Origin of the sequence: Neobacillus sp. YX16, assembly GCF_030123505.1 — a bacterium.
GTDB lineage: Bacteria > Bacillota > Bacilli > Bacillales > Cytobacillaceae > Neobacillus.
Map to the genome: position 1 here is coordinate 1,052,526 of NZ_CP126115.1, position 25,129 is coordinate 1,077,654.

General features: G+C 38.1%; 31 protein-coding genes and 1 pseudogene. 23 read left to right on the forward strand and 9 right to left on the reverse strand.

All coding sequences use genetic code 11. The features are described from left to right. Nucleotides 1-8: 8 nt before the first annotated feature. The 6 genes from QNH48_RS05115 to QNH48_RS05140 all read left to right on the forward strand — a co-directional run bounded on the left by QNH48_RS05115 (nucleotide 9) and on the right by QNH48_RS05140 (nucleotide 5,782). Nucleotides 9-1,406, forward strand: coding sequence for an ABC transporter substrate-binding protein (locus QNH48_RS05115; RefSeq protein WP_283954052.1), 1,398 nt, complete (start codon nucleotides 9-11; stop codon nucleotides 1,404-1,406). Nucleotides 1,407-1,488: 82 nt separating this feature from the next. Next, entirely contained in the window at nucleotides 1,489-2,364 is an 876-nt protein-coding gene (locus tag QNH48_RS05120) for a carbohydrate ABC transporter permease (RefSeq protein WP_283954053.1), read from the forward strand. 12 nt (nucleotides 2,365-2,376) lie between these two features. After that, nucleotides 2,377-3,225: a carbohydrate ABC transporter permease gene (locus tag QNH48_RS05125; RefSeq protein ID WP_283954054.1), complete on the forward strand. Its 849-nt coding sequence runs from the start codon at nucleotides 2,377-2,379 to the stop codon at nucleotides 3,223-3,225. Nucleotides 3,226-3,249: 24 nt separating this feature from the next. Continuing rightward, complete coding sequence (locus tag QNH48_RS05130) at nucleotides 3,250-3,957, forward strand: N-acetylmannosamine-6-phosphate 2-epimerase (RefSeq protein WP_283954055.1); 708 nt, start codon at nucleotides 3,250-3,252, stop codon at nucleotides 3,955-3,957. 70 nt (nucleotides 3,958-4,027) lie between these two features. Further along, nucleotides 4,028-4,915, forward strand: coding sequence for an ROK family protein (locus tag QNH48_RS05135; protein WP_283954056.1), 888 nt, complete (start codon nucleotides 4,028-4,030; stop codon nucleotides 4,913-4,915). Nucleotides 4,916-4,927: 12 nt separating this feature from the next. Next, the gene (locus QNH48_RS05140) at nucleotides 4,928-5,782 is read left to right on the forward strand and encodes a MurR/RpiR family transcriptional regulator (protein WP_283954057.1); all 855 of its coding nucleotides are present in this window, start codon (nucleotides 4,928-4,930) and stop codon (nucleotides 5,780-5,782) included. A 78-nt stretch (nucleotides 5,783-5,860) separates the two neighbouring features. On the opposite strand, the gene QNH48_RS05145 is transcribed toward QNH48_RS05140, so the two are convergent. After that, nucleotides 5,861-7,429, reverse strand: coding sequence for a glycosyl hydrolase family 28-related protein (locus QNH48_RS05145; protein WP_283954058.1), 1,569 nt, complete (start codon nucleotides 7,427-7,429; stop codon nucleotides 5,861-5,863). 165 nt (nucleotides 7,430-7,594) lie between these two features. After that, nucleotides 7,595-8,341 (reverse strand): RDD family protein, encoded by a 747-nt coding sequence (locus QNH48_RS05150; protein WP_283954059.1) that lies wholly within the window; start codon nucleotides 8,339-8,341, stop codon nucleotides 7,595-7,597. Nucleotides 8,342-8,477: 136 nt separating this feature from the next. Between QNH48_RS05150 and QNH48_RS05155 the strand changes: the two genes are divergently transcribed. The 16 genes and pseudogenes from QNH48_RS05155 (at nucleotide 8,478) to QNH48_RS05230 (ending at nucleotide 17,321) form a co-directional block, all read left to right on the forward strand. Continuing rightward, nucleotides 8,478-8,792 carry a DUF3892 domain-containing protein gene (locus tag QNH48_RS05155; protein ID WP_283954060.1) on the forward strand — a complete coding sequence of 105 codons (315 nt, stop codon included), beginning with the start codon at nucleotides 8,478-8,480 and terminating at the stop codon, nucleotides 8,790-8,792. 118 nt (nucleotides 8,793-8,910) lie between these two features. Beyond that, entirely contained in the window at nucleotides 8,911-9,240 is a 330-nt protein-coding gene (locus QNH48_RS05160; protein ID WP_283954061.1) for a hypothetical protein, read from the forward strand. A 17-nt stretch (nucleotides 9,241-9,257) separates the two neighbouring features. Next, a complete protein-coding gene (locus QNH48_RS05165) occupies nucleotides 9,258-9,515 on the forward strand; it encodes a hypothetical protein (RefSeq protein ID WP_283954062.1) in 258 nt (85 codons plus the stop codon). Beyond that, complete coding sequence (locus QNH48_RS05170) at nucleotides 9,490-9,846, forward strand: DUF2085 domain-containing protein (protein ID WP_283954063.1); 357 nt, start codon at nucleotides 9,490-9,492, stop codon at nucleotides 9,844-9,846. The genes QNH48_RS05165 and QNH48_RS05170 overlap by 26 nt, the downstream gene beginning before the upstream one ends. A gap of 241 nt (nucleotides 9,847-10,087) precedes the next feature. Next, entirely contained in the window at nucleotides 10,088-10,513 is a 426-nt protein-coding gene (locus tag QNH48_RS05175) for an HIT family protein (protein WP_283954064.1), read from the forward strand. An 11-nt stretch (nucleotides 10,514-10,524) separates the two neighbouring features. Next, on the forward strand, nucleotides 10,525-11,148 hold the full coding sequence (locus tag QNH48_RS05180; protein WP_283954065.1) for a histidine phosphatase family protein: 624 nt from the start codon (nucleotides 10,525-10,527) through the stop codon (nucleotides 11,146-11,148). A gap of 15 nt (nucleotides 11,149-11,163) precedes the next feature. Next, nucleotides 11,164-11,634, forward strand: a complete 471-nt coding sequence (locus QNH48_RS05185; RefSeq protein ID WP_283954066.1) for a GNAT family N-acetyltransferase — start codon at nucleotides 11,164-11,166, stop codon at nucleotides 11,632-11,634. 26 nt (nucleotides 11,635-11,660) lie between these two features. After that, nucleotides 11,661-12,359 (forward strand): nucleotidyltransferase domain-containing protein, encoded by a 699-nt coding sequence (locus tag QNH48_RS05190; RefSeq protein WP_283954067.1) that lies wholly within the window; start codon nucleotides 11,661-11,663, stop codon nucleotides 12,357-12,359. 99 nt (nucleotides 12,360-12,458) lie between these two features. Then, entirely contained in the window at nucleotides 12,459-12,920 is a 462-nt protein-coding gene (locus tag QNH48_RS05195) for a DinB family protein (protein WP_283954068.1), read from the forward strand. 86 nt (nucleotides 12,921-13,006) lie between these two features. After that, nucleotides 13,007-13,582: a GNAT family N-acetyltransferase gene (locus tag QNH48_RS05200; RefSeq protein ID WP_283954069.1), complete on the forward strand. Its 576-nt coding sequence runs from the start codon at nucleotides 13,007-13,009 to the stop codon at nucleotides 13,580-13,582. Nucleotides 13,583-13,692: 110 nt separating this feature from the next. Beyond that, nucleotides 13,693-14,394 carry a hypothetical protein gene (locus QNH48_RS05205; protein WP_283954070.1) on the forward strand — a complete coding sequence of 234 codons (702 nt, stop codon included), beginning with the start codon at nucleotides 13,693-13,695 and terminating at the stop codon, nucleotides 14,392-14,394. Between the two features lie 86 nt (nucleotides 14,395-14,480). Next, nucleotides 14,481-15,233: a 2-phosphosulfolactate phosphatase gene (locus QNH48_RS05210; protein WP_283954071.1), complete on the forward strand. Its 753-nt coding sequence runs from the start codon at nucleotides 14,481-14,483 to the stop codon at nucleotides 15,231-15,233. Further along, a complete protein-coding gene (locus QNH48_RS05215; RefSeq protein WP_283954072.1) occupies nucleotides 15,230-15,628 on the forward strand; it encodes a GNAT family N-acetyltransferase in 399 nt (132 codons plus the stop codon). The genes QNH48_RS05210 and QNH48_RS05215 overlap by 4 nt, the downstream gene beginning before the upstream one ends. A gap of 17 nt (nucleotides 15,629-15,645) precedes the next feature. Continuing rightward, nucleotides 15,646-16,158: pseudogene (locus QNH48_RS05220) on the forward strand (histidine phosphatase family protein); the annotation flags it as partial. Between the two features lie 21 nt (nucleotides 16,159-16,179). Beyond that, nucleotides 16,180-16,710, forward strand: coding sequence for a GNAT family N-acetyltransferase (locus tag QNH48_RS05225; protein ID WP_283955686.1), 531 nt, complete (start codon nucleotides 16,180-16,182; stop codon nucleotides 16,708-16,710). A 50-nt stretch (nucleotides 16,711-16,760) separates the two neighbouring features. Further along, on the forward strand, nucleotides 16,761-17,321 hold the full coding sequence (locus QNH48_RS05230) for a class I SAM-dependent methyltransferase (RefSeq protein WP_283955687.1): 561 nt from the start codon (nucleotides 16,761-16,763) through the stop codon (nucleotides 17,319-17,321). Between the two features lie 68 nt (nucleotides 17,322-17,389). Here QNH48_RS05230 and QNH48_RS05235 read toward each other — a convergent pair whose 3' ends face one another. Together QNH48_RS05235 and QNH48_RS05240 are read right to left on the reverse strand one after the other, a co-directional pair. Next, entirely contained in the window at nucleotides 17,390-17,527 is a 138-nt protein-coding gene (locus tag QNH48_RS05235) for a hypothetical protein (RefSeq protein ID WP_165979177.1), read from the reverse strand. Between the two features lie 105 nt (nucleotides 17,528-17,632). Continuing rightward, nucleotides 17,633-17,881, reverse strand: a complete 249-nt coding sequence (locus QNH48_RS05240; protein WP_283954073.1) for a hypothetical protein — start codon at nucleotides 17,879-17,881, stop codon at nucleotides 17,633-17,635. Nucleotides 17,882-18,923: 1,042 nt separating this feature from the next. Between QNH48_RS05240 and QNH48_RS05245 the strand changes: the two genes are divergently transcribed. Further along, a complete protein-coding gene (locus QNH48_RS05245) occupies nucleotides 18,924-19,250 on the forward strand; it encodes a YnfA family protein (RefSeq protein ID WP_133370382.1) in 327 nt (108 codons plus the stop codon). Nucleotides 19,251-19,282: 32 nt separating this feature from the next. On the opposite strand, the gene leuD is transcribed toward QNH48_RS05245, so the two are convergent. The 5 genes from leuD to ilvC all read right to left on the reverse strand — a co-directional run bounded on the left by leuD (nucleotide 19,283) and on the right by ilvC (nucleotide 25,119). After that, nucleotides 19,283-19,867 carry a 3-isopropylmalate dehydratase small subunit gene (gene leuD, locus QNH48_RS05250; RefSeq protein WP_283954074.1) on the reverse strand — a complete coding sequence of 195 codons (585 nt, stop codon included), beginning with the start codon at nucleotides 19,865-19,867 and terminating at the stop codon, nucleotides 19,283-19,285. After that, nucleotides 19,868-21,286, reverse strand: a complete 1,419-nt coding sequence (leuC, locus tag QNH48_RS05255; RefSeq protein WP_283954075.1) for a 3-isopropylmalate dehydratase large subunit — start codon at nucleotides 21,284-21,286, stop codon at nucleotides 19,868-19,870. 111 nt (nucleotides 21,287-21,397) lie between these two features. After that, a complete protein-coding gene (leuB, locus tag QNH48_RS05260) occupies nucleotides 21,398-22,504 on the reverse strand; it encodes a 3-isopropylmalate dehydrogenase (protein WP_283954076.1) in 1,107 nt (368 codons plus the stop codon). Between the two features lie 49 nt (nucleotides 22,505-22,553). Continuing rightward, on the reverse strand, nucleotides 22,554-24,101 hold the full coding sequence (locus QNH48_RS05265) for a 2-isopropylmalate synthase (protein WP_283954077.1): 1,548 nt from the start codon (nucleotides 24,099-24,101) through the stop codon (nucleotides 22,554-22,556). Then, a complete protein-coding gene (gene ilvC / locus QNH48_RS05270; RefSeq protein ID WP_095249934.1) occupies nucleotides 24,088-25,119 on the reverse strand; it encodes a ketol-acid reductoisomerase in 1,032 nt (343 codons plus the stop codon). Before ilvC ends, QNH48_RS05265 begins: the two co-directional genes overlap by 14 nt. Nucleotides 25,120-25,129: the final 10 nt, after the last annotated feature.

Sequence of the window (25,129 nt, forward strand, 5' to 3'; positions counted from 1 at the left end):
AGAAATCAATGTTTAAAAAACGTTTTCTAGCTTTGACAGCAGCTGTCGTACTGGTACTTTCCATTCTTGCTGGGTGTACAGGAAAAGACCCTGTCAAAACAAGTGGAGATTCAAAATCAAAAAAGCAGGTTGAAATATCAGTTTGGCTGACACCTCAATGGAAAGGGGTTATGGACCCTGCTGAAGAAGGAGCGGATTACGACAGTTTCTTCAAATATGCTGCTGAGAAATTTTCAAAGCAATATAAGGACCATGATGTAAAGGTGAACGTTCAAGTTGTTGCTGGAGATCAAAGGGATGAACTGTTAAACGTTAACCTTAATGGAGGCACTCCTCCAGATATTTTCTTCGAAAGCGTTTTCGCAATGGGAGACTACGCACATAGAGGTGCACTCGTTCCATTAAATGACATTGTGGATGATGAAGCTAATAAAGATATTTCACAAAATTACTGGGATAGTGTAACTTTCGGTGACGATGTCTATTTCTATCCATTCTCACATATGCCAGGTACTCTAGCTTATAACGCTGATATGTTCAAGGCTGCAGGTCTTGAGGAGTATCTTGGCAGCGAAAATGAAATAAAAACTTGGTCTCTTGCAGACTATGAAAAGATTCTTAAGACTTTAAAGACAGACCTGCCTAAAGATAAATATTCGAATGCATTTCCAATGGCATTGTACGCTCTAAATAATCAGGCAGACACTTGGAACCTTGCTTATTTAAGAATGTTTGGCAATGAGTTTTTTGATGAAAAAGGAAATCTTGTAATCGATGATGCAAGAGGAGAAAAGGCTGCAGCATGGTTAAAGAAGATTTATAAAGATGGATTAACGAATCCTGGTGTTGAATCAGTATCCTCAAATGATGTAAATGCAATGTTCCAGAATCAGCAGCTTGCAATCAGCTTTACAAACTCAGTTTTATTTAACAATGCAAAAGCGGATATGGAAAGCGGTAAGACACCTAAATTTGATATAAGACTAGCTAACATCCCATCTGAAAGTGGAGACCCTTTGACTTTCACTTATGTTACTGGTGCAGCAGTGTTTAATACTGAAGATGAAACTAGAATTAAGGTTAGTAAGGATTTTGTTAAATTCTTCTCGACTGATCCTGAATTAGTGAAAGCTTCCAAAAACGGTGTTCCTGTTAGAACTTCTGTAGCTGAAGAATTCAAAACAGAAAAGCCTTTATTCGAAGCATACGATAAAAATGCAAAATATATGTTTAATTTCACAGGAAACGTCCCTGGATACAGCCAATTAAGACAGGTTCTATATCCGGAGCTTCAAGCCCTCTATACTGGACAAAAGTCAGCAGCAGAGGCTGTTAAAAGTTATCAAGAAAATGGTAATAAAGTGATTGAAGAGTCAAAAGCAAATTCAGTAATTTTTAATAAATAAACCCTGCATGCAATGACTTATGGCTTTCTAAAGCCTTTATAAATGGGGTTTTAGAAAGCCATAGAAAGGTAAGGGAAAGCCAATGAGAATCAATAGGGACTCTATTAAAGAAAATTTAACCGGATATTTGTTTATTGCGCCGCAGTTATTGCTTTTTCTAGTATTTGTTGTGTATCCAATTATTGAAGGTATCAGGCTAAGTTTGTATAGAATTAATTATCAAACAGAAACTTTTATTGGTTTTGAAAACTATAATAGATTATTTTCAGATCCTGTATTTGTTAAGTCTACTATTAACACGGTTATTTTTGTCGTATTTATTGTCGCATTAACCGTAATCTTTGCTCTTTTCGTTTCATCAGCTATTTTTGATAAAAATGCAAAATACGTGTCCTTTATTAGGGGCAGTTATTATATTCCCGTTATGGTTTCTATGGTTGTAATGAGCATGGTATGGAGCTTTCTCTTAAATCCAGCCAATGGACTTATTCCGTATGCTGCAAGGCAGTTGGAATTATCATCGGTAAATTTTTTAGGGGATACAAATCTTGTTCTGCCAGTTATCATTTTTGTTACATTTGCAACCAACGTAGGTTCGGCAATCATTTTGTACGTAGCTTCGATGATTGGTGTACCGAAGGATGTTTTTGAAGCAGCTGAAATCGATGGGGCAAGCAGGCTCGAAATCATATTTAAAATCCTTATTCCAATGGTTAAGCCTACCACAATCTATATTATTATTATGAACATTATTGCTGTGTTGAAGATATTCGTTGTCATTCAGCTATTAACAGGCGGCGGACCGAACAATGCGTCTACAACACTGATGTATTTCTTATATAATAACGCCTTTAAATACAATCAGCTTGGTATTGCCTCTGCTGTTGGTGTAATCATGTTCTTAATTGCACTCGTATTATCTATTCCACAGTTAAGAGCTATGTTTAAGAAGGATTAGGGGATGATGGGTATGTTTGGAAAAAGAAATAAAAATAAGAAAAAGAAAGAAAAAATTGACATCGTATTAAATAGCCTGGTAATTCTCTTTGCTGTGCTTAACCTATTCCCTCTATACTGGCTGTTTACAAGCTCCTTAAAGAACAGCTCGGATGTTGTAAAAATGCCGCCGGATTGGTTTCCAAAGACAATTACCTTTAGCAACTATGTAGATGTTTTTAATAATCAGCCTGCATTTAGATGGGCGTTTAATAGTATTTTTGTTTCTCTCGTCTCTACTATTGCTCTAATCATTGTAAGCTGCCTTGCTGCTTATGCATTTTCAAAGCTTAAGTTTAAAGGGAAGAATGTTATTTTCATTATTTTCATTTCAAGTCTAATGGTTCCAAAAGAAGTTATGATTGTTCCTTTATTTAGGATCATTCAAGATTTGGGGATGGTAAATAGTCTTAATGGTATGATATGGCCGAATGTGGCCACAGCGTTTGGAGTATTTATGCTGAAAGGTTTCTTTGACAGCATTCCAGATTCATTAAGGGAATCGGCAAAAATTGACGGAGCTAGTGAATTTACTGTTTTCTATAGAATTATGCTTCCAATGGTGAAACCAGGTATAGGTGCTTTATTTATACTAAATTTTGTTCAAGTTTGGAATGACTATTTATGGCAATTAGTTGTAGGCCAAGATGAGAATTCGAAGACTTTGATGGTAGGTATTGCAACATTGATGCAAGACTTAAATCCAAACTTTGCTTATAAGATGGCAGGAGCAACAGTAGCTGCTGTTCCAATGCTTCTTATCTTTATTTTCTTCCAAAGGTACTTTACTAGTGGAATTTCGATCGGAGCAGTCAAAGAATAAATTTTCAGCTTGGAGATGCTTTTTATGAATAACAAAGATAAAATATTTGAACAAATCAAAGGGAAACTAATTGTTTCCTGCCAAGCCCTTCCTGAGGAACCGCTTCATAGCCCTTCTATAATGGGGAGAATGGCGTATGCTGCAATGCTCGGAGGAGCTTGTGGTATTAGAGCAAATAGCGTAGAAGACATAAGAGAAATCAAAAAGACAGTTGATTTACCGATTATCGGTATCATTAAACGTGTTTATGAAGGATCAGAAGTTTTTATCACTCCGACTATGGAAGAAATTGATCTTCTCTATAAAGAAGGAGTCGATATTATTGCATTAGATGCTACCAATAGGGTGAGACCAGATGGTAAGTTCATAAGTGAAGTATTTCCGATGATAAAACAAAAGTATAATGGCCAAATTTTTATGGCAGATTGTTCAACTTATGAAGAAGCGCAATTAGCCTATGAATTAGGATTTGATTGTATTGGTACAACGTTAAGCGGATATACCGAATACACGCTTGGCAGGCATTTACCTGATGTAGAATTAATTGAAAGAATCGTTAAGGATATTAATGTTCCGGTTATTGCTGAAGGCGGTATTTGGACTCCGGAGGAACTTAAGACTGTTTTTAATCGAGGAGTTCATACAGCAGTTGTTGGAACTGCGATCACAAGACCAATGGAAATTACTAAGAGATTTATTAATGCGATTAAAAGTGAATGTCATAACTGTTAACAAATAGATCCCCGAGTTTTCTCGCGGGATTTATGCCGCCTATGGCGGTTATATGTAAAGGGTGAGTGAAGTGAAAATATTAGCTGTAGATATCGGAGGCACATCCATAAAGCTTGGTATTTCTGATGAACAAGGAAATATTGATGTATATAGAGAAATTAATACGGAAAGTAAAAAAGGCGGAAAGCATGTAGTTGAAAAACTCATTAAAGTCATGTCAGAATACGAAGGACTTGATGCTATCGGAATAAGCACTGCTGGACAAGTTGATAGTAAGGAAGGGTATATTATTTATGCCAATGGAAATATTCCAGACTATACCGGCACTAGATTAAAAGAAATAATAGAGGGAAAATTCAAGGTTCCTGTTAAAATGGAAAATGATGTCAATGCAGCAGCTTTAGGCGAAGAGTATTTTGGTGCTGGCAAGGAATTTAAGGACTTTCTTTGTTTGACTTATGGAACAGGTATTGGCGGTGCCATCGTAATTAATTCCAAAATATATAAAGGCCATAATGGTGTTGCGGCTGAATTTGGGCACATCATTACTCACCCATTAGGAAATACCTGTAACTGCGGCGGAAAAGGTTGTTATGAAACATACGCTTCGACAACAGCCTTAGTAAGAAAGGCTAAAGAAATTGATTCAGATTGTATAAATGGTAAAGTTATCTTTGAAAAAATAAATCAAGGAAATAGCAGATTAGCAAGGGTTGTTGATGAGTGGGTTTTTGAAGCAGCCTTAGGTCTAACCTCCTTAATTCATATATTCAACCCGCCTGCCATAATTATTGGCGGAGGAGTAATGGAACAGGAAAAGCTTGTGCACATGGTTTCAACTAAAGTAAAAGAGCTTACAATGGAGAGTTTTTCTGAGGTGAAAATAATGAAGGCCTCTCTTGGAAATAAAGCGGGAATTCTTGGTGCAGTTTCACTGCATTTAAGAAGTGGGTACTAGGAGGTTTGCTTAATGGCAAAAGTAGATATATTTTCACTTATCCGTTCAAGATATAATGCATTTACGAATACAGAAAAGAAAGTAGCAGATTACATCCTCGAAAATATGAAAGATGTAATCTACATGTCCATCACTGACCTTGCTGATGCTTGTCAGGTTGGGGAGTCTAGCGTATTTAGGTTTTGTAAAACAATGAAGCTAAAAGGCTATCAAGAGTTTAAAATTGCTCTGGCACACAGCATATCACATGGTGAAGAAACGAATCAGATTTCAGGACATATAACGATGCAGGACACGATAGAAGAAGTATCCTCAAAGATATTATCCACCAATGTCAGCGCGCTGACAGAAACATTTAACCTGATAAATGGAACCGATATTTCTAATGCAGTCGATAGGATGATCCAGGCCGAAAGAATTCATTTCTTTGGAGTAGGTTCTTCTTTAATGACAGCTATGGAAGCAAAGAATAAGTTTATTAGGATTATCAATAAAACGGAGTGTTCATTGGATCCCCATCTGCAAATCATGTCGGCCGCCTTGATGTCAGAAAAGGATGTTGCTGTCGTAATTTCGTATTCAGGGTCAACTAAAGATACCATTGCAGTGGCAAAGGTTGCAAAAGAAAGAGGAGCATTGGTCATCGCTATCACTCGATTTGCAAAATCACCTTTGACCAATAACGCTGATATTACCTTACTTTGTGGAGCTAATGAAGGTCCGCTTCAAGGGGGAAGTTTATCTGCTAAGCTAGCCCAGCTTTATCTATTAGACATTCTCTATATGGAGTATTTTAGGAGGACGAACAAGGAGTCCATTCTTAATAAAGAAAGTACGGCAAAAGCAGTTATTGAGAAGATGCTTTAATACTTCAAAAAAAACATATGGTGTGAATCATATGTTTTTTTGAAGTATAGAATTTAGGTTTTATTAGGGTGTTTTCATTCAGTCAGAAGGATTGGCTTCATGTATTTGATTCATTTGTATATCTTGGACACCTGCCCCAACCTCGATAGCTTTTGGTGTGGTGTCCTCCATTCTGGAGTTACTAATCCAGACAGAATCAGCCCGATTTTCTCCTCCGTAAACTTTTATAGATGCACTGGCACTTTTAAAACCCTTTAGTGAAATATTATTTAATACCACATTCCTAGCTCGGTACTGTACGGCAATAACGGGGTTCCCTTTATAATCGTAATCCGGGTCGCCAATCAACGTAAAATGGTTGATCACGACATTTTTATAGGCAGACACAACCAATCCACGTGGGGTGGAATCTTTATATAATTCAGTAAAAACCGGCATAATAGCTGCAAGATTTATAGCAGAAATATTATATGCTGATTTTGACTCGATATCTGTACTTTTGTGGTGCCCGATATGTCGGAAGTTATAGGAACGATTATCGTTTACTGAGATATGACCAACGATTTGAATATTTGAGGCAGCTGACGAGTTCTGATGGGCTTTTACTTCAATACCTCCAAAGCATCTGGCTGAAGAATTATTAACCAAAAGCACATTCCTTGAACCATCATCGACTTCAAACCCATTAGAATTTGAAAAACCCTTCTGATGGGCACGACCCCTCGGGTCACACATATGTGAATTTGAAATAAAAATATAATCGCTATGATGGGTCGTTATCCCGTCATCTCCAAAACCATAACCAGTTAAACCATCCAGCCAAACATATTTACTCCCGCCTCGAGCGCGGAATCCATCTCCAGCATAATTGTATAAAGTTGACGAAATATCAAAGCAATGGAGCCCAGGATTGATCGCTTCAACATCCTTCACCCAGCCATAAGTGACATTCGCATAGGTTAAGCAGCTTGAATGATTGCCCCAGGTACTTGTCTTTTTTACAGCCCCGAGTCTTTCGACATTCCAATCAAGCGTCATTCCCTGAACGAACAAATGATGATTCCCTTTCCAATGATTTGCATTGGTAATTAATCGATTTCCTTTTGGAGAATTGTCATGTAGCTTAATCGTTGTTTTACCTTTTCCAGCCCCTGCGAGATAGGTCCATGATGGCAAGCAAATTCCTTTCGTAATAAATATGCCTTCTGGAACTTTTAGTTTAACAAATCCCTTTCCTATCGCTTTTTTAAAAGCAGCTGTGTTATCTGTTTTTCCATCCCCAATACCGCCATAATCCTCAATATTTACCTCCCTGGTAATTCTGCTCATTAAGACTTCGTACTCGTCATCCAGTTTCGGCTTCCATTCAGGATACACATTCCCTTTAGAATCGACGTAAGTTTGTGTAGGCTCCAAAATGGTATACAACTTGGTAAATAATCGAAACAGTCTCTCTATAATCTTTTTCGAAAAAGGAACTTTGATAGGTGTCTTGTTGAATGGAGGTACCGGCTTATTCTCACGGCATTGATGAAATAGCTGTTCTGTCTCTGTTATGGATTTTTCTATATCAAGAGGTTTTCCGGTAATTTCAAAAAGCAATTCCCCATTTTCTCTCGGGTCATGGAATTTATTGAAATTCATCATTCTTCTTCACTCCAAGAAAAAAACATTAATAAAACTATTATTGCCGATTAGTAGGAAAAGCTCTAGTAAAAGAGGAAAACTGAATTTTTTGTGAACATTAGAGGTCGAGGCTTAGGTATATAGAATACATACTGTGAACGTTACTTAGCATCCTTTCCTATTTTTCTAAATATAAAATCCTGCCGCTAACATTCCAATTGGAAAGCTTCCTGCAATGCATAGCCTTGCTAAGCTAACCTTACCATATAAGATAACGGTGCCAATTTTATGATCCCAAGTGGACATTCCTCTCCCCTTTAAATCTCTGTAGGATAAAAAGAAGCAAATAATATTAAGTAAAGGGATACCGAGTCCCATTCCTAAAACATTTACAAAAAAACTTCGTTTAAAGGCTGTTATAAAATTGAGTCTTTCCCCATTCACACTTTTGATTTTAGTATTTAAGAAAGCCCTTCCAAAAGTATTGCCAAAAATAGAAATGATAGCAGGTTCAAAGATAATCCAAAGAAATAAACTAAAGATAAATATATTAAAATTTGAGGTTTCAGCAATGAATGTTGGGAAAAGAATCGATACGGATATGATGAAAATGATGGAAAATAAGGAAAGGTCAAAAAATCTAGCAAGGTATCGGACATAAGGTCTTCCAAATGGATAGGTAGCTTCTAGATACTCTTCTCTTGTTTTGAATTTATCCGGAAGTAGATGGATTCTTGTAGATTCAAAAATACTATCTGAAAATATCTCTACACTTTTTGCCATTTGCCAACAGTTCATGGATTTGTTCCAGACGAAGGTATCACCTGATAGGACATTTTGCTCTATCAATTTTTTTAATTCAAATAAACAGACGGGTCCTTGCTGCTGAGAATCTTGAATAAAAAACCAAACGTTTTCGTTATCTGATTCCATTTCATCGTCCCCCAATTAGGTAAATTATACCACGTGCAGTTTATGACCATTTTTGTCAGTTTTGTGTATTTTGTGTATTTTGAATATTTATTGACCATTAGCTCAAAATACTAACATACGTTCGGAGGTGAAAGCTTTGGAAGATAAGAATTATGAGAAAATTTATGAAGAGTACAAGCAGCAAAGTGAGCAGCAAGCGCAGTTAGAGGCAGCACAAGGCAATCCTGATGGGAGAGAGGAATTTGTAGCCGTTAGGAAAAATGATGATGGGGACATCATTGCCTTTAAAACAAGCACAGGAAGAGAACTGGATTACATTACGGCTTTAACAGAAGCAAAATCAGGTCAAATTGCACATGTAGATGTTTTCCACAAATATGGAAGAGATATCATTCGCAGCGAACCAGATGGAATAAAAGAAAACAATCTGGATCAACTTCCTGGGTTTTAGATTAGTTAGTGGAGTGGCACAATGTGGCCGCTCCTTTTTTCTTATCATTAGAAAAAGGGTTTTTCCCAATTCAATGGAATATAAATAGTAAAAAGGACTTTTAGTAGGGGGAAATGCAGTGAAGTTCTTGAGACTGATAGGGGCATTTTGCGGGATTGGAAGTCTTATATTTTGTAGTTATATGCTACTATTTAACCCATATACCCATTCAAGCGTAGAGCCAGATGTCTTTACTTCTTTTACTGTTATGTACTTAATTCCTATTTCGCTGGCCACTTACGCAAGCATTTCCTTAAAACCAAAACTCCTTATTATTTGTTCGATATGGGCATTACCTCTCAGTTTATACTGTTTAGCCACTCCAGGTTTATTTAAATATATTGTTATTGGACCTGTTCTATTGTTTATTGTAGGAGTGAAAATCTTAAAGAATAAGAGAATTTCTTAGAGGAAAAGGTGGTTGGTATGTTTTTTCTATTGTTAACTGGAATGATTATTTCTTTTGTGGTAGCGGCTGCGTTATTACTAAAAGGTGAAATGATATTTGGCATAATTGCTTTGACAGCAGGTATATTATTGCTGCTGTTTGTACTGTTTTATTATGGGAAAAAGAAGTATCGAAAAAAGAAGAAGTATGATTGTACACCAGACTGCCTAGATTTTGATTGCGGACCAGATTGTGATGGAGGACCTGATTGTGACTGTGGACCTGATTGTAATTAAATTAAAGCGGTTAACTGATATTGTACCTTGTCACCGGATGAAGTCTAGAAGTCTAACAATAAAAGGGCATACGCTTCCATTATGTGCACGGTGCACGGGGATCTTATTGGGGTATTTATTTTTTCCTTTATTATTTTTATTTGAATTAAACTTTCCACTTTGGCTGGGAATCGTATTAAATCTTCCTATGGTTATGGATGGATGGACCCAAAAAAGGAAACTTCGATTGAGTAACAATCCATTAAGGTTAACAACGGGAATCGTAAGTGGATTAGGTCAGAGCATTATAATCGTTAGTATCAGCCAAGATATTATTTCTTTTGTATTGTAACAGAAGTACGCTATTATCCCTTTCATACTCGTCCCACAAAGCATATTATAGGACAAGACGTTATGAAAGGGTGATGTTGATTGTTGGACTCTTTATTTGAGTTTTTATCTCAGCTAATCTCAATGGTTTATCAATTTATCTTATACATTTTAGAAACACTTCAAAATATTTTATAAAAGGTCGAATGCGTGGCCTTTTTTTTGTTAAAGTAGAATTTAAAGAGTGCGAAGGTTGTGAAAAAATGGAATGCTTGGGATGTAACTTGGCGAATAAAAATCTGCCTGTTCATGTAGTATTTGAAGATGAGTATGTTTGTTGTTTCTTGGACCATGAGCCATTTAATGAGGGGCATATTATGATATTGCCAAAAAAGCATGTCTATGACGTAGAAGAACTTGACGAAAATACTGCTGGTTCCATTATGAATGCTTCTATTCTTCTATCAAAAGCTATAAAAAAGCTGTTTAACCCAGATGGTATCACCATCTGCCAAAATGGCGGGATATTTAATGAATTAACGCATTATCATATGCACGTTGTACCTAGATATAAAGGTCAATCCTTTGCCGATTTCTATTCAGAAGATGAGATTATCATAGAAGATGAAACAAAGTTAAAAGAGACTGCTGGAGAACTAATGGAAGTAATTAGTAAATTAAACAAATAAGGGAGAAACTTATGATAACTCTATACATAACTAGACATGGTGAAACAGAGTGGAACAGAGAAAAAAGAATGCAAGGCTGGCTGGATTCAAATCTAACTGAAAACGGTATTAAAAATGCAGTATCATTAGGTGAAAGATTGAAAGATACAGAGTTAGCAGCTATTTATTCAAGTCCAAGCGGGAGGACGAAAGCCACTACTAACTTGATACGAGGTGAAAGAGACATTCCTGTCGTTTACGATGAGAATTTAAGAGAAATTAAACTGGGTCAATGGGAAGGAAAAACTCATTCATCCATTAAAGAAATGTATCAAACCGAGTTTGAGTCATTCTGGAATACACCGCATCAATATACATCTGTTGGCGGAGAAACGTTCGAAGAAACACGAGCAAGAGCCAGTCAGGTTTTGGATCGAATAAAAAGAGAATATAAATCTGGGAATATATTAATTGTTACTCATTCGGTAGTAATCAAATGTTTGTATTCATTTTTTAAAAATTCACCAATTAAAACCTTATGGGAGCCACCCTATATACATGATACGAGTCTTACTATTGTTGAAATGAATGAAGATGGTTTTAAACTTGTGTTAGAAGGAGATATCACTCATTTGGAATCTGTGAATTTTATATAGGGAGATGTGGACTAGTTGGATGTTAGATTAGTAAAAGCAACAAATTCAGATGCAGAAGCGATTTTTGATATTCAAGTCAATGCCTTTATCCCCTTGTTGGAAAAATACAAAGATTACCAGACAAATCCAGCAAATGAAACCATCGATCGTGTTATCGCAAGAATAAACAATCCACATAGTGGATTTTTTAAAATTCTGGTTGAAAATCGTCTTGTGGGTGCTATTTGTGTAGTATGGAAAGTGGACGAACAATTTTGGATAAGTCCTATGTTTATTCTTCCTGAATATCAAGGGAAGGGGATTGCCCAGAGAGCTATTACTCTTGTAGAAAAATTGTTTCCTCAAGCTATTAGTTGGGAATTGGCAACCATTTTAGAGGAAGAACGTAATTGCTACTTATACGAAAAAATGGGCTACATAAAAACAGATGTTAAAAAGAATTTAAATGAAAATACCACACTTATTTTTTATAAAAAAGAGATATAAGAATTGGAGTGAGGAAGATTACTAGAATGGATCCAATCAAAGCTGCTGAACTGTTTATCCTGAATCATTTTCCGAATTGCTATGGATCCGTATTAGCAGGAAGTTTAGTTCGAGGTGAAGCCACAGAAACATCGGACCTTGATATTGTGATATTTGAAAAGAATCTTAAAACTGCATATAGAGAGTCAGTCATTGAATATGGTTGGAATATAGAGGTTTTTGTACATAATTTAACTTCATATAAGGAGTTTTTTAAAAGTGATTGTGAACGAGCAAGACCTTCCTTGCCCAAAATGGTTTCAGAGGGCATCGTCTTAAAAGATAGTGGTATCATCGACCTCATAAAACATGAGGCAAATGAGTTATTAGATAAGGGTCCAGAAGAATGGTCAACTGATACCATAAAAGTAAAGCGCTATTTCATTACTGATACACTAGATGACTTTATAGGGAGTACCCTTAGAGCAGAGGAAATCTTTATCGCCAATACACTTGCTGATTTGGTTAGCGAATTTGTCTTAAGGTCCAATAGACAATGGATTGGTGCTTCTAAATGGGTAGTGCGCTCATTAAGGAATTATGACGAAAAGTTTGCAGGCCATTTTGTCGAGGCATTCGATACTTTTTATAAAACTGGTGATAAAAGTATGATTATCGTAATGGTTGATGAAATCCTGCAGCCCTTTGGCGGACGACTATTTCAGGGTTTTTCGTTAGGGAAATAGTTAGCGATTCGCCACAGGAAAAGATAGAAAACATCTATGGCAGTTCGAAAGATGGATGTCTCATAAGAATTCTAGAAAATATTAGATAGAGGTGAAAAGATGAAGCAGCTATTTCAATATAATTGGCAGGTACGAGAAGAATGGTTCAATTGGTGTAAACAGTTTACAACTGAACAGTTATTGGAAAACAGAGCAGGAGGATTTGGCAATATACTCCATACTTTATTGCATATTATTGTAGTTGAATATGATTGGATTAATGATTTAAAGGGGGGAAAGGGTTATAAATTTAATATTGAGGAATTCAACTCCATTGAGGACGTAATAAAGCTTCATAATGGCTGGCATGCAGAAGTGGAAAGATTTGTAACAGAATGGAAGGTAGAAATGAGTAGTAAGATTTTAGAATTGGATGACGGAAGAAGTTTTACATATGGAGAGGTAGTAAATCACGTTATAGTACATGAAGTTCATCATATTGGACAATTATCCGTTTGGGCACGTGAACTTGGTTCGTCCCCCATTTCGGCCAATTTAATAGGAAGAGGTCTACAGTTCTAGTTGTTTAAATAGTAGTTAGAAGTATTAAATATGGAAAAATCACACATACTTTCCTCATTGAGACATTGAAACAGAGGGGGAGTATTATGCATTGGTATGAGAAGTTAAATCAATATTTTCCTGTAGAAGAAATGAAGTCTAGAGAGCATATGGAAACGTTATTAAAAGAGCGTTCTGATATTTATCATAAAGATGAGGGTCCGAATCATGTTTTGATGTATGCAGAATTAGAGGATTTTGTTTTTATTGATTATCTATTTGTTTCAAAAGATGCGCGCGGGCAGGGACTCGGTCATAAGCTCATTGAAAAAATGAAACAAAAAGGAAAGCCTATTATTCTAGAAGTTGAACCCGTTACCTATAAAGACAGTGATACGGGAAAAAGGCTGCATTTTTATAAACGTGAGGGGTTTGAGCACGCAAATTCAATCGGGTATGAAAGACGGTCACTTGCTACAAATGAGGTTAATAAAATGGAAATCCTCTATTGGGCTCCAAATATGGAGTCTGAGGAGTTGATTTTTGAAGCCATGCGAAAGACCTACAATAAGATTCATACCTATAAGGATCATCATTTTTACGGTGAATCTTATCAACCTGTTGAAGAGGTATTGACCTATAACGAAGACACTCAAAATCAAAATATATTAGATGATCTTTAAAATCGTGCTTTACTCCTAAGAGGGTAAAGCATTTTCTTTTTACTGGGAAGGATTAACAGGTTTAAATGATGAATATATACTGTTGAGAAAACATGGGGGGAGGAAAGTGGATGAAAAGACTTATAATTTTCTTATTTCTTTCAACGTTTTTAGCCTCCTGTAATCAAAGCAGTCTAACGATTGGATGTCCTGATGGTGCCATTGAGTGGGTCGATCTGTTAAAGATTGATGATGTTACCTATCAACATCAATTTGAAAATGCGCCGGATGAACCATTAAGCACTCAAATTGAAAAAGGAGAGCCTATTGGAAAAGTTACCTATAAGATGGCTGACAATGCCTGCAGTGACCATGAAATGAGAAATGGTGATGCAGCCTATTTGGCAAAAGGAACGACCGTTTATGCCGTAAGGGGCTATCCCTCATCCCTAATGGTAGTAGCAAACGATAAAGTGTATGTGGCAGATCAAAAGAAAGATGCGAAAACAATGGGAGATATTTATCCAATTAAGGATTTGGTTAAGGACATACATATAGATAGCACAGATGACGGCAGCAGAATCCATACTTTTTCGCGTGAAGCGAAGGAAAAGTTTCTTAATGAATGGCTTCTATTAGAAGCTATAGACCCTATGGAAATGTATAAAGAGGATGCTTTTGAAGGAAATCGTATATTTTTAGAGATTGAAATAAATAATGGGGTTTCATTTAGAGAGCTATACTGGTCTGACACCAACGCCTTCCATCGCGGTGCCTATGGAAACAAAATCATTCAGGAAGTAATTAATCAAGAAACAGCTTTAATAGAGTAGTTTAGTTGAAGCCTTCCTTCTCACAGGTAAGGCTTTCTATATAAATTCATTATTACATAATAGGTCATAAGAAAAGGTGGTAGATTATGTTTGATCAATCTCCTTACACTTGTCGTGTAGAATGGGGCAGACGCGGTGCAAGGGAAGCAGCAGAACGCGGTGACATTATCATTATTGTCGATGTCCTTAGCTTTTCATCAACAGTGGTATCAGCTTTAAATTTTGATGCAGTAATCTATCCCTATCCTCCTAACTTAGATGGGAAAGAGTACGCGCAAACCATCAATGCGGAATATATTTTAGGAAGAGCAGAGGCAGCTAAGGCAGGGAAACCAACATTATCACCTGTATCCTTTAATGATGAACATACAAACAAAAAGTATGTATTAACCTCACTTAACGGTGCTTTTTGTACATGGATTGCCTCTAAAGTGCCTGCCCTGTTAATCGGGTCTTTGCTGAATGCTTCATCCGCAGCAGCTGTTGCCAACCAATTACGATTACAAAAGAATGCAAGTATTACCGTAATTCCCTGCGGAGAAATGTGGAGTAATGGAAAAGAAGAGGAAGATACACTTCGTCCGGCAATTGAGGATTATTTAGGTGCTGGTGCAATTTTATCGTACCTAGAAGGGGAAAAGTCACCTGAAGCAGAAGTTTGTAAGGGGGCATTTTATCATGCAGAACCAAAGTTAAATGAATTGATTTGGGATTGTGGAAGCGGCCGGGAATTGCGTGAGAAAGGATTCGGGGCGGATGTGAAGCATTGCAGCCAATTAAATACATACCAAACGGTTCCCTTTTTAAGAAATAACCATTTTGTGAGGTTTAACCAATGAATAAAATAAAGATTCGAAAGTTTAAAGAGACTGATTTTAATAGGATTCAAGAGTTAAATCGAGAAGAGGGCTGGGGTAATCTAGTTAAGAAGAATGAAGATACAAAGCAAGCTTGGGAAAATTCTAATGTATCATTTGTTGTAGAAGCAGAAGGTGACGGAGTAGTTGGCTATATTCGGGGGTTTACGGATACACGTATCACTCTGTATATTTGTGAATTACTAATTGACAAAAATTATCGTGGATTAGGTATAGGGAAGGATTTACTTCAGCACGTCCACCGTTTATACCCGAAAACAAGAATTGAAATGCTTGCTTCCAGTACATCGCGTTCATTTTATGAAGAACAAGGATATCGTCCTTTTTATGGTTTTAGGAAAACTTTAGAGGAATAAAGTTAGGAGAGGTTATAGTGAAGAAAATTTATCTGATCAGGCATTGTGACGCAAAAGGGCAGCCACCTGAAGCAGCACTTACAGAAAGAGGCTTTAAACAAGCCATTCAATTAGCGGATTTGTTTACTGGAATTTCAATTGACCGTATTATCGCTAGTCCATATACGCGTGCAGTTCAATCAATAGAGCCACTTGCAAAAAGACTTAATTTGGAAATTGAAACAAACGATTTATTAACAGAACGTGTACTTAGTTCCGAAAACCTTTCCGACTGGCTTGAAAAACTAAGAGCTACCTTTGATGATTTTGAATTGAAGTTTGAAGGTGGGGAGTCTAGTTATGAAGCAGTGAATCGTATTGTAAGCGTAGTAGAGGATGTTCTAAACAGTGAAGCTCAAAATACCATTATCGTTACACATGGTAATTTACTGTCTTTACTTTTAAATCATTATAATAAAGAATTCGGATTTGATGATTGGCGGAATCTACGCAATCCTGATGTATTACTATTGAAAATAGAGGGCGATAACTTACACTATGAAAGATTGGTAGTGGATTCAAACCATCAACTATCTTTAATTAAACCAACGGTAGATTTGAAGGAAGAATACCTCTCGTTCTATGAGGAATGGTTGGAAAGCAAAGAGGATATGGTACCTTGGGTTATTAAAAAAGACCCATCAAACTTTGAGGCAATGGTCCAATTTTTAAATGATAATGAGCAAGGACGCAACCTACCTGAAGGCTGGGTGCCAGATTCAACATTTTGGTTAATAAATGAAGATAAAAGAATATTGGGTGTTGTTAATATTAGACACCGCTTAACAGAAACTCTATTAAATATAGGCGGACATATTGGTTACGGAATCCGTCCTTCAGAGAGAAGAAAAGGATTTGCGACTAAATTATTGTCATTGGCGCTTGAAAAAACGAAAGAGTTAGGAATTAGAAAAGCTCTGGTTTTGTGTAATGAAGATAATACAGGTTCCTTCAAAACGATTATTAATAATGGAGGTATACCCGATTCAGACTTTGTTGAAGAAGATGGAAATATCATAAAAAGATTTTGGATAGAGAAATAATATTTTTTATATGGATAGGGAGAAATATGGAACAACGAAAGAAAGGGAATATGGTGGGAAGAGAAAAGGAAATCAAAATCGTTATCGGAGCAGGGGAGTACAACAATAATCCAGGCTGGGTACATTCACAGGAAGAAGAACTTAATTTAATAAATGAGACCACTTGGGATAGAATGTTTCCTCATAATTCCATAACGGCGATTCTAGCAGAGCATGTTTGGGAACACTTAACGTTTGAAGAAGGTGTTCAGGCTGCAAAAAATTGTTATAAATACCTGAAAACTGGAGGCTATGTTCGCTGTGCGGTTCCAGATGGATATTTTCCTGATGAGGAATATCAAAATATAGTAAAAATAGGCGGCCCAGGTCCAAAAGATCATCCCGCTGCAAGTCATAAAATTGTCCATAATTATCGAACGCTATCTAACATGTTTGAAGCCGCAGGATATGAAGTGACTTTACTTGAGTATTGTGATGAGGAAGGTAATTTTCATTTCAATGAATGGCATGCCAAAGATGGAGTGATTTTTCGTTCGAAAAAGTTTGACCCAAGGAATCAAGGGGATAAACTATTATTTCCTTCACTTATAATCGACGCAATGAAGCCATGAAAATCAATGAGACATTATATTATAAGATCCGCAAATAAACAGGGGCAGGGAAACCTGCCCCTGTTTTATTAAATTTGTTTCTTACCTTGGTATTTCATCTTAAACTCTGCTTCACTCATATTTGGATTCTTTCTAGGTGTAGTTTTGCTAAGAGCCTTCTTCATCTCAACACTTGCATCATCGCCTGTATTATACTTTCCATCCATATCAATCACTCCTTTTTGTTACTTAGTATCAAACCTAACTCATTCGTTCATTCTTTATTTTAATAAAAAGAGGGAGGGAACATTGAGATTGATATTTCTTTGTAACTATTTTCCGGCATCACCACCACCACCGGCGTCTATGCCATCATCCCCAGCATCATTATCATCGAAAAAATTACTAACTTTTTCAATAATAGATTGTTTTTGTTCCAGAAATTCATCATCAAAACTTGTTCCCATGAAAGTTGAAATTGAATAGGTCTGAATCATTTGCTGCTTATTTTTTGTTAAGATAAAGAAGAGTATAGTAATGGAAAGTAGAACAAATAAAATTATTAATATTAATTTAATCAAATACATCACTCCTAACCTTGTCCGTTATAAAACTCTATGACTCATATCATATTTTATACCTAGCCCGCTCAGCTTTCGAACCGGTCTCTAAAGTCTATGGTACAAGCTACTTGATTCACTACTGGTGCCCTGTAACGAGAAAATTCAGCTTTAACGGTAATCAGAGTGTCGTTCTGGTGTCGGGTAACGAGAAAATTCAGCTTTAACGGTAATCAGAAGTTCGTTCTGGTGCCCGGTAACGAGAAAATTCAGCTTTAACGGTAATCAGAGTGTCGTTCTGGTGCCGGGTAACGAGAAAATTCAGCTTTAACGGTAATCAGAGTGTCGCTCTGGTGCCCGGTAACGAGAAAATTCAGCTTTAACGGTAATCAGAGTGTCGTTCTGGTGCCGGGTAACGAGGAAATTCAGCTTTAACGGTAATCAGAAGTTCGTTCTGGTGCCCGGTAACGAGAAAATTCAGCTTTAACGGTAATCAGAGTGTCGTTCTGGTGCCGGGTAACGAGAAAATTCAGCTTTAACGGTAATCAGAGTGTCGTTCTGGTGTCGGGTAACGAGAAAATTCAGCTTTAACGGTATTAAGAGTGTCGTTCTGGTGTCGGGTAACGAGAAAATTCAGCTTTAACGGTAATCAGAGTGTCGTTCTGGTGTCGGGTAACGAGAAAATTCAGCTTGAATGGTAATCAGAGTGTCGTTCTGGTGCCGGGTAACGAGAAAATTCAGCTTTAACGGTAATCAGAGTGTCGTTCTGGTGCCGGGTAACGAGAAAATTCAGCTTTAACGGTAATCAGAGTGTCGCTCTGGTGCCCGGTAACGAGAAAATTCAGCTTGAATGGTAATCAGAGTGTCGTTCTGGTGTCGGGTAACGAGAAAATTCAGCTTGAATGGTAATCAGAAGTTCGTTCTGGTGCCCTGTAACGAGAAAATTCAGCTTGAGCGGTAATCAAAAGGTCGTTCTGGTGCCCGGTAACGAGAAAATTTAACCACAACGGTAATCAGATGGCTTATTTGAGCCAATATAAAGAGATAAGGATGTGTGAGCGCAATGATTCAAGCAACTCTTTTATTTATTCTTGCAGGGATTGCAGAAATAGGAGGGGGTTACCTTATTTGGCAATGGCTTCGGGAAGGGAAGCCGTCCTATTGGGGATTAATTGGCGGACTTGTTTTAGCCTTGTACGGTGTCATTGCGACTTTTCAATCATTTCCATCATTCGGAAGAGTGTACGCAGCCTATGGGGGAGTTTTCATTGTGCTTTCGCTTTTGTGGGGGTGGGGCATTGATAAAAAGACTCCAGATTTATATGACTGGATAGGTGGCGGAATATGTTTAATAGGTGTTCTAGTGATGTTATTAGCACCAAGACAGTAAAAAATGAGCTTGGATGTCCAAGCTCATTTTTCCTATTTCTGTGCAAGCTCATACTGGGTAATTTTATCTTCGTAGTTCAGCGTTACGCCAATTTCATCCCAGCCGTTAAGCAGCATTTCTTTAGGATATGGGGCAATATCAAAAGTAAACTCCAACCCTTGATTATCGGTAACCACTTGGTCTTCGAGATTCACAGTAAGTGTGTACTCCTCAGATTCAGCTTTACGCATAATACTTTGAACTTGTTCTTCACTAGCTTGAATCGTAAGAATACCATTTTTTACGCAGTTATTTTTAAATATATCTGCATAGCTTTGTGCAATAACTACTTTAAAACCAAAGTCCTGAATCGCCCATGGTGCATGCTCACGAGAGGATCCACAGCCAAAGTTTTCACCTGCTACTAAAATAGAGGCACCCTGATATTTTGGATGATTCATTGAAAAATCCTTACGTAGGTTACCTTCATCATCAAAACGCCAGTGATAAAATAAAAATTGTCCAAAGCCGCTTCGCTCAATTCTTTTTAGGAATTGCTTCGGAATAATCTGGTCTGTATCAACATTACTTCGATTTAACGGGCAAACAATTCCTGTATGAATGCGTAGTGGTTCCATTTATAGTACCTCCTGTGCAGTGAACTTGCGAACATCAACGAAATGACCTGTAACAGCAGCAGCAGCAGCCATTTCCGGACTGACAAGGTGGGTACGAGATCCGTTTCCTTGACGGCCTTCAAAATTACGATTAGAAGTAGAGGCACAGCGACCGCCTGGAGGAACAATGTCATCATTCATTGCCAGACACATACTGCAGCCTGCTTCGCGCCATTCAAAGCCTGCTTCTATAAAAATTTGGTCAATACCTTCTTTTTCAGCAGCGAGTTTTACACTAAAAGAGCCCGGAACTACAATCGCCTTCACCTTAGGATTAACCTTGTGTCCGCGGACTACATCAGCCGCCTTACGTAAATCGCTTAACCGTGAATTTGTACAAGAACCGATAAAAACATGATCAATCTCTACACTTGAAATAGGCTGGCCCGCTTCAAGTCCCATATATTGAAGGGCACGAGTAATTTCATCTTTTTTATTAGCCTTTTCTTCATCTTCTGGATTTGGAACAGAGGCTGTAATTGGGATACACATACCTGGGTTTGTTCCCCATGTAACCTGAGGTTCAACTTCCGATGCCTCAATTTCAACCACAGCGTCATATTGTGCACCTTCATCAGAGGCGAGTGCCTGCCATTTTGCTACGGCTTCAAGAAAAGCTTCACCCTTAGGAACATGACGGCGTCCTTTTAAGTATTCAAAAGTTGTTTCATCTGGAGAAATCAAACCAGCTCGTGCACCAGCCTCAATGGACATATTACAAACCGTCATACGCTCTTCCATGGAAAGTGTGCGGATTGCTTCACCTGTATATTCCATCACATAGCCGGTTCCAAATTGAACCCCAAACTTACCGATGATCGCTAAGATTAAATCCTTTGCAGTAACTCCTGTTCCAAGCTTTCCATTTACTTTCACATTCATTGTTTTTGGAGGGGCTTGCCAGAGTGTTTGTGTGGCTAAGACATGTTCCACTTCACTTGTCCCAATTCCGAACGCTAAAGCACCAAATGCACCATGTGTAGAAGTATGGCTGTCACCACAGACGATTGTTTTTCCTGGCTGTGTAAGACCAAGTTCAGGACCAATTACATGTACAATCCCATTGTCGGGATGTTGACGATCAGAGAGTTCAACGCCAAACTCCTGACAATTTTCTTTCAATGTATCAATTTGTTTCTTAGAAATAGGATCTTTGATGACGTTTCGGTCACGAGTGGAAACATTGTGATCCATTGTTGCATAAGTAAGGTCTGGCCTGCGTACTTTTCGTCCATTCATTCGTAATCCTTCGAATGCTTGAGGAGAGGTTACTTCATGAACTAAATGCAAATCGATATAAAGTAAATCAGGTTTTCCTGCTTCTTGATGTACAACATGCTGCTGCCAAACTTTTTGAATAATATTTTTTGGTTTTTGCATAGTTTCCTTCCTCACTTTTATAGATTTAGTAGAGAGGGAGAATCATTCCCCAGATAAAAAAGATCCTTGAGATACAGAAGCAGCTGGACCAATGAGCCCAGCTGCGACTAGTTATACGTAACAGCTCATGATACATTTTGATGCGTTTTGTGATTTAATAAAATCGACAATCAGACGAGTCATTTCAGCAGTGCCTACAAGTCTTCCTTCAGGAATTTGAAGGTCAGCAGTATGGAAGCCGCTATCTAATACAGACTGTACAGCTTCTTCAATTAACTTCGCCTCATCGTTTAGTTGGAAAGAGTAACGCAGCATTAATGCTGTGGATAGAATCATCGCTACTGGATTAGCAACACCTTTTCCAGCAATGTCAGGTGCTGAGCCGTGAACTGGTTCATAAAGTCCAACACCATCTTCACTCAAGCTTGCTGATGCAAGCATTCCTAGTGAACCTGTTAAGACGGAGGCTTCATCACTAAGAATGTCACCGAACATGTTCTCCGTTACAATGACATCGAACTGTGTAGGATTTGTAATCAATTTCATTGCAGCTGCATCCACCAATACATGTTCAACAGTCACATCTGGATACTGAGCTTTTTTCTCTTCTACAACTTCACGCCACATCTTACTGGATTCCAACACGTTCGCCTTATCAACGGATGTAAGGTGTCCACGCCGTCCTTGGGCAGCTTGGAAAGCTTTGTCTACGATTCTTTCAATCTCCTTACGAGTATAAGCAAGGGTATCAACCACGGTTTGCCCGTTGTCACGGCGTTCGCTTGGAGTGCCAAAGTAAAGGCCGCCTGTTAATTCACGGACAATGAGCAAGTCGCTGCCTGCAACAATTTCTTCTTTTAAAGGAGAAGCATGAAGTAAATTTTTAAATCCTTTAATAGGTCTTAAATTTGCATATAAATCAAGGGCCTTCCGAATACCGAGTAATCCTCTTTCGGGGCGTAAATGGGAGGGGTTGTTATCCCATTTAGGGCCGCCAACCGCACCTAATAATACCGCATCTGCCTGTTTACAGGCGTCAACTGTTGTTTCCGGCAGCGGAGTGCCGAATAGGTCAATGGCTGCCCCTCCGATCTCATGGGTTTCGAAGTTAAAACTGTGGTTAAATTCTTCAGCAATAGCATTCAATACATCTTTTGCGGAATTAATAACCTCCTTGCCAATCCCATCACCAGGTAGTAATACAATACGTTTTTTCATTCGAAGCAACCTCCTCATCATTTTTTAATTCGCCTTGCGAAAAAGCCTTTTATGCTTGAGCTGTTGCTGCTTGAACAATAGCTTTAGGGGTAAAAAACACTCGATTAACAGCATTCAAGAACGATTTGGCAGAAGCTTCTAATACGTCCTGAGCTGAACCTCGGCCACTTACCTTTAAACCGTCAACAGTCATTTTTACATGTACCTCTGCCAATGCGTCACGCCCTTGACCAACGGAGTTTAGTTTAAAATCAGTTAAGTGAATTTCTTCTTTAATAAGAGCTTCCAATGTGTTCATTAGTGCCTCAACGCTTCCTGAACCTGTACGAGCCGTTTCTACTCGAACACCTTCTGGCGTGTTAAGCGCAACAGTAGCAGTAGGAAGGTTGGCTGATCCATAATGTACTTGGAAAGCAACAAGTTCATATTTCTTCACATCAACAACGTCTGTTTGGATATCCGTTAGAATCGTAAATAAATCTTCATCAGTCACTTCTTTTTTACGGTCGGTGAGCGTTTTAAAAGCTGTAAATGCTTCAAGAAGTTTTTCAGCTGGTAACGTAAAGCCCATATTTTCAATTTTATCTTTAAAAGCATGTCGTCCAGAATGTTTACCAAGGACTAAATCATTCGATTGAATCCCGACCATTTCAGGAGTGATAATTTCATAGGTTAAGGTATTTTTTAATACACCATCCTGATGAATTCCAGACTCATGTGCAAAGGCATTTTTTCCAACGACTGCTTTATTTCCAGGAACCATCATCCCCGTAAAGCGGCTGACAAGGTCACTGGTGCGTTTGATTTCTTTTAGAACTAGATTGGTTGTATAAGGGTATTTATCTTTTCTGATATTTAGGGCGACTGCGATTTCCTCAAGTGAGGCATTCCCCGCACGTTCACCAATTCCATTAATGGTTCCTTCCACCTGGGTAACACCGTTTTCGATTGCCGCAAGTGAATTGGCAACCGCCATACCTAAATCATCGTGGCAGTGGCAGGATAACGCTGCTTTGTGGATATTTGGAACATTCTCACGAATATATCGGAACATATAACCATATTCAGCTGGAGTTGCATAACCTACAGTATCAGGTAGGTTGATGACTGTCGCTCCAGCGTCAATGACCTTTGTAATGATCTTGACAAGAAAATCAAGATCCGAACGAGAAGCATCTTCAGCAGACCATTCGATATGAGGGAATCTTTGTTTTGCATATGCCACCATATCAACAGAGGTTTGAATGACTTCCTCAGGTGTTTTGAACAATTTATATTTCATATGAATAGGGGAGGTAGCAAGGAAAACGTGCAACCTTGGTTCCGCTGCATCCTTTAATGCGTCCCACGCAATGTCAATATCCGATTTGGTTGCTCTTGCCAGGCCAGTAACGGAACTGTTTTTAATACTCCGGGCAATTGCTCTTACTGCCTCGAAATCCCCTTGGGAGGAAGCCGGGAAGCCGGCCTCCATAATATCCACACCAAATCTTTCTAGTTGTCTAGCAATTTCTAGTTTTTCGAGTTGGTTTAAATTCACACCAGGAGACTGTTCGCCATCGCGAAGTGTCGTATCAAAGATGTTAACGTGAACCATTTACCACCACTTCTTTCTTTTGGTTTACAGGTTTTTTAATAAATGGCATTAAGGCACGAAGCTCACGGCCTACTACTTCAATTGGATGGTTATTTTCAGAGCGGTTAATTGCGTTAAATTGAGGACGGTTTGCTTGGTTCTCCAAAATCCAGCCTTTCGCAAATGCACCTGTCTGAATATCCGTTAATACATCTTTCATGCGTGCTTTTGTTTCTGCGTTAACAACACGTGGTCCAGAAACGAAATCTCCCCATTGAGCCGTATCAGAGATAGAATAACGCATGTTTTCTAATCCTCCTTCATAAAGAAGGTCAACGATTAATTTTAATTCGTGTAAACACTCAAAGTAAGCAACTTCAGGCTGGTAACCAGCTTCTACAAGAGTTTCGAAACCAGCTTTGATTAGAGCAGTAGCACCGCCGCAAAGAACGGCCTGTTCTCCGAATAAATCTGTTTCTGTTTCTTCTTGGAAAGTAGTTTCTAGTACACCTGCACGAGCAGAACCGATTCCTTTAGCGTAAGCAAGTGCCAATTCACGTGCTTGGCCAGTGTAGTCTTGGTAAACAGCGTATAGTGCTGGAACACCTGCACCTTCTGTGTATGTGCGTCGAACTAAATGTCCTGGTCCTTTAGGAGCAACTAGGAATACGTCTACATCAGCAGGAGGAACGATTTGTGTAAAATGAACATTGAATCCATGTGCGAATACTAGTGAGTTACCAGCTTCAAGGTTTGGTTTAATGCTTTCTTCGTATACTTTAGGCTGCATTTCATCTGGAAGTAAAACCATTACAACATCAGCTTGAGCTGTTGCTTCTGCAACTGAAGTTACTTCAACACCATCTTCAACTGCTTTATCCCAAGACTTTCCGCCTCTTAAACCAACAACAACGTCAAAACCGCTTTCCTTTAGGTTTAATGCGTGAGCATGACCTTGTGAGCCATATCCGATTACTGCGATTTTCTTTCCTTGTAGAACTGCCTCTTGAATATCTCCGTTATATAGTACCTTTGCCATTATTAATCAT